The following is a 12,268-nucleotide window of genomic DNA, read 5'->3' as shown; positions in this document are numbered from 1 at the left end:
TCAGGGTTGACTCCATCGGACCGAGATATATCGTGTCTATCGAGAGACGCGATATGTTGCGTTGCCGATACGGGAGGTCAGCACCATGACACAGTGGTCCGTCACCGAGCCGACGAAGCTGGCTCCGGCCGAGCCGGTGACACGTCTACAGGTCCGCATCGTCAACGGCGCGGTGAACGTGGTGGGGACGGACGAGGGTTCTACCCGGCTGGAGATCTCCGAGATCGAGGGTCCGCCGCTGATCGTGACGCAGGACGGCTCCACCCTGACCGTGACCTACGAGGACCTCCATTGGAAGAGCATCCTCAAGTGGCTCGACCGCAAGGAGTACCGGCGCCGGACGGCCGTCGTCTCCGTCGCCGTCCCCGCGGGCGTCGACGTCGAGGTGGGCGCGGTCGGCGCCGAGGCGGTCGTCACCGGGATCAGAGGGCGTACGGAGGTGCGCGGGGTCACGGGCGACACCACCCTCCTCGGCCTCTCCGGCCCGGTCCGCGCCGAGAGCGTCTCGGGGAACCTGGAGGCCCAGTCGGTCACCGGAGATCTGCGCGTCAGTTCGGTGACCGGCGACGTGACGGTGATCGAGGGCGCGGGCTCCTCCGTGAAGGCCGACACGGTCAGCGGTGACATGGTCATCGACCTCGACCCGGCCCGGCTCGACGGGCCGCCCGCCGACATCCGACTCACCAGCGTCTCCGGCGAGGTCGCCATCCGGCTGCCGCACCCGGCCGACGCCCGCGTCGAGGCCAGCACGACGAGCGGCGCCGTGTCGAACGCCTTCGAGGACCTGCGGGTGGGAGGCCAGTGGGGCGCCAAGTCCATCACCGGCACGCTCGGTTCGGGCCGGGGCACGCTCAAGGCGACCACCGTCTCCGGCTCCATCGCCCTGCTCCGCCGCCCCGAGCCCGAGGACGACGGCGACGCCGCCGCCTCGTCCACCCCCTCCGTGACCGGAAAGGTGCTCTGACATGCCGCCCGTCTTCGCCCACGGACGCCTCCGCCTCTACCTCCTCAAGCTGCTCGACGAGGCCCCGCGCCACGGGTACGAGGTGATCAGACTCCTGGAGGAGCGCTTCCAGGGGCTGTACGCGCCCTCGGCCGGCACGGTCTACCCGCGCCTCGCCAAGCTGGAGGCCGAGGGCCTCGTCACCCACGCCAGCGAGGGGGGCCGCAAGGTCTACTCGATCACCGACGCCGGCCGCGCCGAGGTGGCGGGGCGCGGCGCCGAACTGGAGGACCTGGAGCGGGAGATCCGCGAGTCGGTCTCGGAACTGGCGGCGGAGATCCGCGACGACGTGCGGGGTGCGGCCGGGCGGGTGCGCAGCGAGATGCGCGCCGCGGCGGGACAGAGCCGCACGGTGGATCCCCCCTCGTTCGCCGAGGCCAAGGAGGAGATGCGCCGGTTCAAGCAGGAGTGGAAGCAGCAGGCCCGCGAGGCCCGCGAGGAGGCCAGATCGGCGCGGCGCCAGGCGAAGGAGTTCCAGCGGGTCGCCCAGCAGGTGCAGGAGGAGGTCCAGGACCGGTTCCTGCGGGGCGACTGGCCCAAGGGGGTCTGGGAGGGGATCTCGGGGATCACGGCCCAGCTCGGCGACCTCGTGGCGGGCACGACCCACCCGAAGGCCGCCTCGCCGGAGTCGCCGTTCACGAAGGCCCCGGCCGACGAGGCACCGGAGTGGGCGCGGGACACGGCGAGCACGGGCGACCCGGCCCGCGACCTCGACCGTCTCCTCGACCGCTTCCGCGACGAGATCCGCGACTCGGCCCGCGACCACGGCGTGACCGAGGACCAACTGACGGAGACCCGCCACCACCTCTCGACGGCGGCCCTCCACATCACAGCCCTGCTGAACTCCGAACGAAAGGCCTGACCGCCCGGACGCCCCGGACACACCCGGGGCCATGACCTGCCCCGGGGCCGCCGGGCACCCCGAGCCCACCCGGCACCCTGGGCACACCCGGAACTACAGGCCAGGCCGGGCACCCCGAGCCCGCCGGGCCCGCCGAACCCGCCGAGGCACCGGACGCACCCGGGCCTACAAGCCAGGCCGAGTGCACCGGGCGCACCCGGGGCGATGGGCGGGCCGGGCACCCCGGGCCTGCCCAGGACCGCCAGGCGCACCCGAGCACCCCGGGCCCGCCCGGGACCGCCGGGACCGCCCAGGGCCGCCAGGCGTACCCGAGCACCCCGGGACCGCCCAAGACCGCCAGGCGCACCCGGGCACCCCGGGACCACCCAGGACCGCCGGGCCCGCCCAGGACCGCCGGGCGTACCCGAGCACCCCGGGACCGCTGGGCGGGCCCGGGGCCACGGCCCAGGCCAGGGCGATGGGCCGTGGGAAAGCCCGTCAGCCCCGGGTGACGGTGACCGTCACGTGGGTGCGGGGGGTCGCGAGGATCCAGGCCCGGGTCCGGTCCTTGCGGAGGACCAGGGCGCCGCGGGCGGTCACCCGCCAGTCGCCGGGCGGCAGGGAGAGCTCGGTGACGCGGGAGCCGCGCGGGCCGGCCGCGTCGTACGACAGGCGGTAGACCCCGGCCCCGGGGTCGTACGTGGCGGAGCGGACCGTGCCCGCGACCGCCTCCGCGTACGGCTCGGCGGTCAGCTCCTTGTTCGGGCGGAAGGCCCCGGTGGCGTCCACGGCGCAGTAGCCACCGCCGTAGCACCACTCCCAGCCGGTCCAGCCGGAGCTGTAGCGGGAGAGCGAGGCCATGGCGTCGCGGTAGAAACGGTTCATGTTCGGAAGGGAGTTGTTGAGCGGCCCCCACTCCCCCACGATCACGGGGACCTTGTACTCCTTGGGGTACTGGGTGACCGCCGCCTCGTAGTTCTCGATCCAGCGGGCCGACGGGTCGTAGTCGCCGCCCGCCTCCATCACGCCGTTGTAGAAGTGCGGGGCGTAGACCACCTTCGGGTCGTCGATCCTCCCCAGACCGGTGGGCACGCCCTCGCCCACGATCGGGGTCGGCTCGACGAAGAGCCACCCGTCCTTGTCGACCGAGCGGACCGCGTCCGCGATGCGGTTGTACATCGGGGTGATCTGGTCCCGTTCGATGCGCCGGGCGGCCGTCGCCAGGTCCTCGCCCTCCCGCATCTCGCCCATCGGCTCGTTGATCGGGTCGTAGCCGAGCACGGCCGGGTGGTTATCGAAGCGGTCGGCGAGCACCCGCCACATGCGGGCCTGGGCGCGCTGGAGGTCCTCGTCCTCGTACAGGTGGGTGAAGGCGCGCTGGACGGCGGGCTCGAAGTACTCGGAGAACCAGTCGTCGGGGTGCGGGGTGAAGGGCAGCCCGTCGGTCCTGGTGGCCCAGGCGGGTATGCCCCGCGAGCCGAACGCGGGCCCGAAGATGTCCTGGTGGGCGTCGAGGATGACCTTGACGTCGTACTTCGCGGCCCAGTCGAGGACCCGTTCGATCTTGCGGAGGTAGGACTGGCTGTACTGGCCGGGGCGGGGCTCCAGATCGTCCCAGAAGACGAGGAGACGGGCCGTGTTGTAGCCCTTGGCCCGCATGTCCCGGAAGCTCTTCTCGGTGATCGCGGAGAGGGCGGCGTCGCCGCTGTGCGACTTGTCCGCGAGGTTCCAGCCACGGAGGGTGAGGACGCGGCCGCGGGAGTCGGTGAGGGCGGGTATCGCGTCACCGCCGGCCTCCGCTCGGGCGGCGGTCGGGGCGAGCAGGGAGGCGACGACGACGGTCGCCGCGAGGGTGGTGCGCAACAAGGTGGACCTCCGGCACGACAAGGTGAGAGATGTTCACGTTTCGCGTGCCGGAGATCCCATCAGGTCAACCGACCTGTATCAAGGGGTCGTCACGAGGTCTTCAGAACGATCTTCCCGAAGAGCTCGCCCGAGGCCATCTTCTCGAAGCCCTCCCGGGCCCGGTCCAGGGGCAGGACCTCGTCGATCACCGGTCGGACGCCCGTGGCCGCACAGAAGGACAGCAGGTCCTCCAGCTCGTCCTTGGAGCCCATCGTCGAGCCGACGACCTTCAGCTCCAGGAAGAAGATCCGGGTCAGCTCGGCGTGCGAGGGCCGGTCGCCGCTCGTGGCGCCCGAGATGACGAGCGTGCCGCCGGGCCGCAGCGACTTGACCGAGTGCGACCAGGTGGCCGCGCCGACGGTCTCGATGACGGCGTCCACCCGCTGCGGGAGCCGCGCCCCCGGCTCGTACGCCTCGACGGCACCGAGCTCGACGGCCCGCTTGCGCTTGGCCTCGTCGCGGCTGGTGGCGAAGACCCGCAGGCCGGCCGCCTTGCCGAGGGCGATCGCGGCGGTGGCGACGCCGCCGCCCGCGCCCTGCACGAGCACGGAGTCCCCGGGCCGGACGCCGGCATTGGTGAAGAGCATGCGGTACGCGGTCAGCCAGGCGGTGGGGAGGCAGGCGGCCTCCTCGAAGGACAGCTCCTTCGGCTTGGGCAGCACGTTCCAGGAGGGCACGGTGACGCGCTCGGCGAAGGTGCCCTGGTAGCGCTCGGTGAGGATGGACCGGGGCTCGTTCGGCCCCACGCCGTGGCCCGTCTGGCCGATGACGGAGTGCAGGACGACCTCGTTGCCGTCCTGGTCGATGCCGGAGGCGTCGCAGCCGAGGATCATCGGCAGCTTCTCCTCGGGCAGTCCGACCCCGCGCAGCGACCACAGGTCGTGGTGGTTGAGCGAGGCGGCCTTGACGGTGACGGTGGTCCAGCCGGGACGCACCTCGGGCTCGGGGCGTTCGCCCAACTCGAGGCCGTTCAGAGGCTGGTCGCGGTCGATTCGGGCAGCGTAGGCAGCGAACATGGCCCCGACCCTAGGGGCCCGCGGGTGGGTGACGGAACCGCACCTCACTGTGACGCGCGCCCCACCCGTACCACCGCCCCGCGCAGGCAGAAGGGCCCCGCCCCGCCCTTGCGGACAGGAACGGGGCCCTTCGGGAGTGCGCGTCAGCGGCGCGCGATGCCCTCGGCGCGGGCGGCGGCGGCGACCGCGGCCGCGACGGCCGGGGCGACCCGCTCGTCGAACGGCGACGGGATCACGCAGTCGGCGGCCAGCTGGTCGCCGACCACGTCCGCGATGGCGTTGGCCGCGGCGATCTTCATGCCCTCGGTGATCCGGGAGGCCCGGACCTGGAGCGCGCCGGCGAAGATGCCGGGGAACGCGAGGACGTTGTTGATCTGGTTCGGGTAGTCCGAACGGCCGGTCGCCACGACGGCCGCGTACTTGTGCGCGACGTCGGGGTGGACCTCGGGGTTCGGGTTGGCCATGGCGAACACGAAGGCGTTCGGGGCCATGGAGGCGACGGCCGCCTCGGGGACCGTACCGCCGGAGACGCCGATGAAGACGTCCGCGCCGGCCAGGGCGCTCTCCAGGGAGCCGCTGAGGCCCGCCTTGTTGGTGAGCTCGGCGATCTCGCGCTTGACGTCCGTGAGGTCCTCGCGGTCGCGGCTGACGATGCCCTTGCGGTCGGCGACGGCGACGTCACCGAGGCCGGCCTCCAGGAGGAACTTGGCGATGGCCACACCGGCCGCGCCGGCGCCGGAGATGACACCGCGCAGGTCGCCGAGGGTCCGGCCGGTCAGCTTCGCCGCGTTGCGGAGGGCCGCGAGCGTGACGATGGCGGTGCCGTGCTGGTCGTCGTGGAAGACGGGGATGTCGAGGCGCTCCTGGAGCTTGCGCTCGATCTCGAAGCACCGCGGGGCCGAGATGTCCTCCAGGTTCACTCCGCCGAAGGACGGGGCGAGGCGGACGACGGTCTCGACGATCTCGTCGGTGTCCGTGGTGGCCAGGGCGATCGGGACCGCGTCCACGCCGCCGAACTGCTTGAAGAGGATGGCCTTCCCCTCCATGACCGGGAGGGAGGCCTCCGGGCCGATGTCGCCGAGGCCGAGCACCGCCGTGCCGTCGGTCACGACGGCGACGACCTGGGACTTCCAGGTGTAGTCGTTGACCAGCTCGGGCTGCTCCGCGATCGCGGTGCACACCTTGGCGACGCCGGGCGTGTACGCGAGGGACAGGTCGTCCTTGTCCCGGAGGGGGACGGTGGCCTGCACGGCCATCTTGCCGCCCCGGTGAAGGGCGAAGACAGGATCGAAGGGCTCCTCGGGAGCCCCTTCCGTACCACTGTCATTGCGAGGATTGACGATCTCCGCTGCCATTGGGTTGACCCCTTAAGTCTGCTTCAGTTGAGGGTTGGCCGCTCCTGATGCGGAGCGGTGGGCGGGTCCCGCGGCCGCCGTGTCTGGCAGCCGCGCGGGCGCGCCGCACAACGCGCCCTGAGCCCCGGATGAGGGGTGTAAGGATCCTTCTTACCGGACGGACGGCACCGCAGACGAGTCCATAACCGTTCGGTGACGCGACTCATACCGAGTGCATCCGGACACGGACGGAGAACGACACGTCACCCGATGTCCCGATAGATGCTTTCCGCACCCGATTGGCGGCCTTCCCATCGTCCGAATGGCGAGATGAACCGCAGATCTTCCGGTGATGGGGAAGGGATTCCGAAGAAGATCCGGCCTTGATGTACCGGCCTGTAGCGATTTCGGGGTCACCCGTTATCCGATTTTGACATCCGAGGCCGTCGGTTTGTGGCAGTCCGAATGGCAAGATGCCGTAATCACACGAGGTCGCGACACTCGAAGATGCGTACGCGACTGCCTGGCAGCACTTCACACGCCGGAGGAACCCGACCATGACCGCACGCTCCACGCGCTGTACGACCGCCAAGACCCGCACTTCCCGTCTTGCCGCGGTCGCCGCCATCGCGGTCGCCGGCTCGATGCTGCTGACCGCCTGTGGCGACCAGACGGAGAGCGCGAACACGCCCAAGGAGAGCGGCTCCGCCGCCGCGAGCAAGGCCCCGCTCTTCGCGAAGCTCCCCGCCGACATCCAGAAGGCCGGCGTCATCAAGGTCGGCACGGACGCCTCGTACGCCCCGATGGAGTACACCGACGGCGGCAAGATCGTCGGCATCGACCCGGACCTCGGGGCGGCCCTCAGCAAGCAGCTCGGCGTCAAGCTCGAGTTCGTCTCCGGCACCTTCGACGGCCTGATCACCTCGATCTACACCGGCCGCCAGCAGCTGATCATGTCCGCGATGACGGACAACAAGAAGCGCCAGGAGGGCCTGGACGACAGCGGGAAGAAGATCGGCAAGGGCATCGACTTCGTCGACTACTTCAGCTCCGGCGTCTCCCTCCTGGTCAAGAAGGGCAACCCGCAGGGCGTCAACTCCCTCGACGACCTCTGCGGCAAGACCGTCGCCGTCCAGCGCGGCACGATCTACGAGGACACCTTCAAGGCGCAGGCCACCAAGTGCGGCGACAAGAAGCTGACCATCCAGGCCTTCGACACCGACGCCGAGGCCCAGACCCGTGTGAAGGCGGGCGGCGCGGTCGCCGACCTGAACGACTACCCGGTCGCCTCGTACATCGCGAAGACCTCGGGCGGCGGCAACGACTTCGAGGTCACCGGCAACCAGAGCGACGTCGGCCTCTTCGGCATCGGCGTCTCGAAGGACAACCCCCAGCTCCGCGATGCCGTCAAGGAAGCGCTCGACGCCATCATCAAGGACGGCTCGTACGCTGAAGTCCTGAAGAAGTGGAACGTCGAGGACAGCGCGGTCAAGTCGGCCACCGTCAACGCCGGCAAGTGACCTCTCCTCGTACCACTGAAGGGCAGTCGTCATGACTGACAAGATCAGCAAGGAACCGGCCGCCGCTCCGGCCGGTCCCACCCCCTCGGGCGTCCCCTACGAGGCGATCAAGGCCATCCCCGTGCGGCACTACGGCCGCTGGATCAGCGCCGTGGTGGTCGTCGCGCTCCTCGGATGGCTCGTCTACGCCTTCTCCCAGGGCGACGTCGTCTGGAACACGGTCTGGGACAAGGTGTTCGACCCGTCCGTGATCAGCGGCATGTGGAACACCATCATCATCAGCGTCTCCGCCATGGCGCTGGGCCTCGTCCTCGGCATCCTCTTCGCCGTGATGCGGCTCTCCAAGAACCCGGTGACCGGCGCGGTCGCCTGGCTCTACATCTGGTTCTTCCGCGGCACCCCGGTGTACGTGCAGCTGCTGGTGTGGTTCAACCTGTCGCTGATCTTCCACTACATCAACCTCGGTCCGATCTACAAGAACGAGACCGTGGACGTCATGACGCCGTTCATGGTGGCCCTGCTCGGCCTCGGCCTGAACGAGGGCGCCTACATGGCGGAGATCGTCCGCGCCGGCATCCAGTCGGTCGACGAGGGCCAGACCGAGGCGGCGCACGCGCTCGGCATGTCGCAGACGAAGACCATGTGGCGGGTCGTCCTGCCGCAGGCCATGCGGGTGATCGTGCCCCCGACGGGCAACGAGTTCATCAACATGCTGAAGACCTCGTCCCTGGTCTCGGCCGTGCAGTACACCGAGCTCCTGCGCGCCTCGTCCAACATCGGCAACACGGCCGGCGCCGTGATGGAGATGCTCTTCGTGGCCTCCATCTGGTACCTCGCGCTCACCAGCGTGTTCAGCGTCGGCCAGTACTACCTGGAGCGTCGTTTCTCCCGCGGTTCGACGCGCAACCTCCCGCCCACCCCGTTCCAGCGGGTCAAGGCGAACCTCACCACCTTCAAGCGTTCCCCGGAGGCAAGGGCATGACCGGCGCACCCATGGTCAAGGCCGAAGGCGTCCACAAGTCCTACGGCGCGGCCCACATCCTCCGCGGCATCGACCTGGAGGTGCAGAACGGCGAGGTCTTCTGCCTCGTCGGCCCCTCCGGCTCCGGCAAGTCGACCTTCCTTCGGTGCATCAACCACCTGGAGCGCATCGACGGCGGCCGCCTGTCCGTCGACGGCCAACTGGTGGGCTACAAGCAGAAGGGCGACAAGCTCTACGAGCTGAAGGACAGCGAGGTCGCGGTCCAGCGCCGTGACATCGGCATGGTCTTCCAGCGCTTCAACCTCTTCCCGCACATGACGGCCCTGGCCAACGTCATGGAGGCGCCCATCCAGGTGAAGGGCGACTCCAAGGCGGTGGCGCGCGAGCGGGCCGAGCGCCTGCTCGACCGGGTCGGCCTGCGGGACAAGATGGGGAACTACCCGTCGCAGCTCTCCGGCGGCCAGCAGCAGCGCGTCGCCATCGCCCGCGCGCTGGCGATGGAGCCGAAGCTGATGCTCTTCGACGAGCCGACCTCGGCCCTCGACCCGGAGCTCGTGGGCGACGTCCTCGACGTCATGCGGGACCTGGCCGAGTCGGGCATGACGATGGTCGTCGTCACGCACGAGATGGGCTTCGCCCGTGAGGTCGGCGACTCGCTGGTCTTCATGGACGGCGGCGTGGTGGTCGAGTCGGGCAACCCGCGGGACGTCCTGACGAACCCGCAGCACGACCGGACGAAGGCGTTCCTGTCGAAGGTGCTGTAAGACGCACGGAAAGGGGCGGTACGAGCGAGAGCCCGTACCGCCCCTTTCCGCGTCCCCCGGCTACTTCACCGCGAGGAGGAGCGTGTCGGAGGGGGACGCCCAGACGGCACGGGCCTCGCCGAAGCCGGCGGAGCGGAGCGCGTCGGCGTGCCAGCGGGCGGAGGGCATGTCGCCGTCGGCGTGCTCGCCGTAGATCTCGAAGCGGCGGGCGGTGGGCCCGGCGAGGACCGGGTCCGCGGCGGCGAGGGCCCACCAGTCGGCCCAGTCGAGGACCCCGGCGGCCTTCTCGCGGTCCATGCGGGCGTGCCGCTGGGCGCGCTCGGCGGCGTTGATGCGGGGCGTGCTCTCGTCGATCATGTGGTCGGCGTTCATGAGGACGCCGCCCTCGCGCACGAGACCGGCGAGCTGCCCGTAGAGGGCCTCCAGGGGGCCGCTGTGGAGCCAGTGGAGGGCGGTGGCGGTGAGGACGGCGTCATACGTGTCGTACGGCAGGCTCGCGGCCCACGCGGGGTCCTTGAGGTCGGCGGTGACGAAGGTGACGCGCTCGTCGCCCGCGAAGGAGCCCTCGGCGATGGCGAGGAGGGCCGGGTCGAGGTCGACGCCGGTGCTGCTCGCGTCGGGGAACCTCTGGAGCAGCCGGCTCGTGATACTCCCCGTACCGCACGCGAGGTCGAGGACGCGGGGCTTCGGTCCCACCAGCGCCTCGACCATGTCGAGCATCACGCGGAACCGCTCCTCACGGTCCGGCATGTACCACTCCTGCTGACGGTCCCAGCTCCGCTGCCAGCCCGCCCAGTCGGTTCCGGTCATGGTCGTTCCTCCCCGCGTCGGTCCTACCATTCGTAATACCCTCGAAGGGGAAACAGCCGTTACCCCCTCCGGTCGAGACACTAGCCCGCCGAAGTAAGGACTACAAGTGGAACTGGCCCATTACTCGGACTTCGCCGTACGCCTGGTCAACACCGAGGAGCCGGCCCGCGGCAAGGACACCCTGACCTCCGTCGAGGTCGTACGGGAGCTCTTCGGCCCCGCCACCCAGATGGCCCGCAGGGTCACCGAGGCCGATCTGCCGCGCTTCCGCACGGTGCGCGCCCGGCTGCGGGCGGTCTTCACAGCGGCCGACGAGGGCGACCACACGGGGGCGGTGGACCTGCTGAACTCGCTCCTCCTGGAGTTCCCCGTCAGCCCGCAGATCTCCGGCCACGAGACCCTCGACGAGGAGGGCCGGCCCCGCTGGCACATGCACCTCGCCGACCACTCCTCGAACGCGACCACGGGCTACGCCGCCATCTCGGCGATGGGCCTCGCCTTCCACCTGACGGAGTTCGGCGCGGACCGGCTCGGCCTCTGCCAGGCGCCGCCCTGCCGCAACGCCTACCTGGACACCTCCACGAACCGCTCCCGCCGCTACTGCTCGGACCGCTGCGCGACCCGCGCCAACGTGGCCGCCTACCGGGCCCGCAAGCGCCAGGAGGCCGAGCGGACGGACCGGACCGGCCTCACCGCGGACACCAGCCAGGAGATCATCACCCCCGCCGAACGCTGACGCCCCGGCGTCACCGGCCGGTACCGCGCCCGCACCCGCCCGAGGACCAGCTCGGGCGGTACGGCCCCGAAGACCCGGCTGTCCCCCTCGGCGTCCGGATTGTCGCCCAGCACCCACCAGCCGCCGTCACGTCGCTCGATCAGCCGCTTCACGATGAGCAGATCCTGCTGGAGCGGATGCCGCAGCACGGCCACGCACCCGGCCCGCAGCCGCGCCCCGTACTGCACGAGCAGCTGGTCACCGTGCAGCAGCGTGGGCACCATCGAGATCCCCGTCACCTCGGCGATCCCGAACGGGGCACCGGCCTCCCCCACCTGCTGCCGCCCCGACCGCGCCATCCGGCACCTCCCGATCCACTCGTCCACTCGTACACGCGTCCCATGGTGACCCTGGACTTTTGACCTAAGCCCCAGGGGGCGCCCGCGAAAACGCCCTTCTCACCGAGTAATGTCCCACCTGAGAAGACGATCACGAGGAAGGACGGCTCAATGCTCTCCCGCCTGTTTGCCCCCAAGGTCACGGTCAGCGCCCACTGCGACCTCCCCTGCGGCGTGTACGACCCGGCCCAGGCCCGCATCGAGGCCGAGTCCGTCAAGGCTGTCCAGGAGAAGTACCTGGCCAACGAGGACCCGCACTTCCGTGCGCGCGCCACGGTCATCAAGGAGCAGCGCGCCGAGCTCGCCAAGCACCACGTCTCGGTGCTCTGGAGCGACTACTTCAAGGCCCCGCACTTCGAGAAGTACCCCGAGCTCAACCAGCTGGTCAACGACACCCTGAAGGCCCTCTCGGCCGCCAAGGCGTCGACCGACCCGAAGACGGGCGAGAAGGCGCTGGAGCTCATCGCCGAGATCGACCGCATCTTCTGGGAGACCAAGAAGGCCTGATCTCCCTCTAGGTGACCTGACCTGTGCTTTCGCAGGTCGTGCCGCTTAGCTGTCCGCACCCGGTCCGCAGGCCGCCGAGCACGGCGTCCATGACGGCCCGGGTGCGGTCTTCTTCCCCCGGCCACAGGTGCGCGTAGATCCGCAGCGTGATCACGGCGGACGCGCATCCGAGGACCAGCCGCACCTGCTTGACGCTCGCACCGCCGGCGATGAGCGCGGAGGCGTAGAAGTGCCGCAGGTCGTGGGGGACCATGTGCGGCAGCTCGACGGGCTTACGGCCTTCCCCGCTCGGCTGCCCCGTTCTCGGCCGCCTGGAGCGCCTTGCGAGCCCCGTTCCCCCCGGTCTTCCACCGCCGTTGGTTGAGCGGCTCCCCCCTCCATCGTGAACAGCCACTCCCTGGAGGGGCGTGCGGCGAGATGCGCGAGGAGCGCGTCGGTGACGACCTCGCCGACCGGAACCGTGCGCCGGGACT

Annotated in this window: 13 protein-coding genes; 7 read left to right on the top strand and 6 right to left on the bottom strand. The window is 70.4% G+C overall.

Annotated features, from left to right (window positions below; genetic code table 11):
- Positions 1–85 precede the first annotated feature (85 nt).
- Positions 86–964: a DUF4097 domain-containing protein gene (locus ACFYUS_RS03175; protein WP_388845015.1), complete on the top strand. Its 879-nt coding sequence runs from the start codon at positions 86–88 to the stop codon at positions 962–964.
- Position 965: 1 nt separating this feature from the next.
- Positions 966–1,865, top strand: a complete 900-nt coding sequence (locus ACFYUS_RS03170; RefSeq protein ID WP_388845012.1) for a helix-turn-helix transcriptional regulator — start codon at positions 966–968, stop codon at positions 1,863–1,865.
- Between the two features lie 477 nt (positions 1,866–2,342).
- On the opposite strand, the gene ACFYUS_RS03165 is transcribed toward ACFYUS_RS03170, so the two are convergent.
- The 3 genes from ACFYUS_RS03165 to ACFYUS_RS03155 form a co-directional block, all read right to left on the bottom strand.
- A complete protein-coding gene (locus ACFYUS_RS03165) occupies positions 2,343–3,710 on the bottom strand; it encodes a cellulase family glycosylhydrolase (protein ID WP_388845009.1) in 1,368 nt (455 codons plus the stop codon).
- 89 nt (positions 3,711–3,799) lie between these two features.
- Positions 3,800–4,765 carry a zinc-binding dehydrogenase gene (locus ACFYUS_RS03160; protein ID WP_388845007.1) on the bottom strand — a complete coding sequence of 322 codons (966 nt, stop codon included), beginning with the start codon at positions 4,763–4,765 and terminating at the stop codon, positions 3,800–3,802.
- A gap of 143 nt (positions 4,766–4,908) precedes the next feature.
- Complete coding sequence (locus tag ACFYUS_RS03155) at positions 4,909–6,120, bottom strand: NADP-dependent malic enzyme (RefSeq protein ID WP_388845005.1); 1,212 nt, start codon at positions 6,118–6,120, stop codon at positions 4,909–4,911.
- 536 nt (positions 6,121–6,656) lie between these two features.
- Between ACFYUS_RS03155 and ACFYUS_RS03150 the strand changes: the two genes are divergently transcribed.
- Genes ACFYUS_RS03150 through ACFYUS_RS03140 form a run of 3 tightly spaced genes read left to right on the top strand, consistent with a single transcriptional unit; the run spans position 6,657 to position 9,365 of the window.
- The gene (locus ACFYUS_RS03150) at positions 6,657–7,619 is read left to right on the top strand and encodes an ABC transporter substrate-binding protein (protein WP_388845002.1); all 963 of its coding nucleotides are present in this window, start codon (positions 6,657–6,659) and stop codon (positions 7,617–7,619) included.
- Between the two features lie 31 nt (positions 7,620–7,650).
- Positions 7,651–8,601 carry an amino acid ABC transporter permease gene (locus ACFYUS_RS03145; protein WP_388844999.1) on the top strand — a complete coding sequence of 317 codons (951 nt, stop codon included), beginning with the start codon at positions 7,651–7,653 and terminating at the stop codon, positions 8,599–8,601.
- Entirely contained in the window at positions 8,598–9,365 is a 768-nt protein-coding gene (locus tag ACFYUS_RS03140; RefSeq protein WP_388844996.1) for an amino acid ABC transporter ATP-binding protein, read from the top strand. The genes ACFYUS_RS03145 and ACFYUS_RS03140 overlap by 4 nt, the downstream gene beginning before the upstream one ends.
- 60 nt (positions 9,366–9,425) lie before the next feature.
- On the opposite strand, the gene ACFYUS_RS03135 is transcribed toward ACFYUS_RS03140, so the two are convergent.
- On the bottom strand, positions 9,426–10,175 hold the full coding sequence (locus ACFYUS_RS03135; protein WP_388844993.1) for a class I SAM-dependent methyltransferase: 750 nt from the start codon (positions 10,173–10,175) through the stop codon (positions 9,426–9,428).
- 106 nt (positions 10,176–10,281) lie between these two features.
- On the opposite strand from ACFYUS_RS03135, the gene ACFYUS_RS03130 reads away from it, so the two are divergent.
- Positions 10,282–10,911 (top strand): CGNR zinc finger domain-containing protein, encoded by a 630-nt coding sequence (locus ACFYUS_RS03130; RefSeq protein ID WP_388844991.1) that lies wholly within the window; start codon positions 10,282–10,284, stop codon positions 10,909–10,911.
- Here ACFYUS_RS03130 and sodX read toward each other — a convergent pair.
- Positions 10,815–11,249 (bottom strand): nickel-type superoxide dismutase maturation protease, encoded by a 435-nt coding sequence (sodX, locus tag ACFYUS_RS03125; protein WP_388844988.1) that lies wholly within the window; start codon positions 11,247–11,249, stop codon positions 10,815–10,817. The genes ACFYUS_RS03130 and sodX overlap by 97 nt on opposite strands.
- Positions 11,250–11,399: 150 nt before the next feature.
- Between sodX and sodN the strand changes: the two genes are divergently transcribed.
- Complete coding sequence (gene sodN / locus ACFYUS_RS03120; RefSeq protein ID WP_388844986.1) at positions 11,400–11,795, top strand: superoxide dismutase, Ni; 396 nt, start codon at positions 11,400–11,402, stop codon at positions 11,793–11,795.
- Between the two features lie 7 nt (positions 11,796–11,802).
- On the opposite strand, the gene ACFYUS_RS03115 is transcribed toward sodN, so the two are convergent.
- Complete coding sequence (locus ACFYUS_RS03115) at positions 11,803–12,048, bottom strand: hypothetical protein (RefSeq protein ID WP_388844983.1); 246 nt, start codon at positions 12,046–12,048, stop codon at positions 11,803–11,805.
- Between the last annotated feature and the right edge of the window lie 220 nt (positions 12,049–12,268).

It is taken from the genome of Streptomyces sp. NPDC004284 (genome assembly GCF_042874035.1).
Classification (GTDB): domain Bacteria; phylum Actinomycetota; class Actinomycetes; order Streptomycetales; family Streptomycetaceae; genus Streptomyces.
The sequence above is the reverse complement of the archived record's forward strand: the minus strand, read 5'-3'. Positions and strand labels throughout refer to the sequence as shown.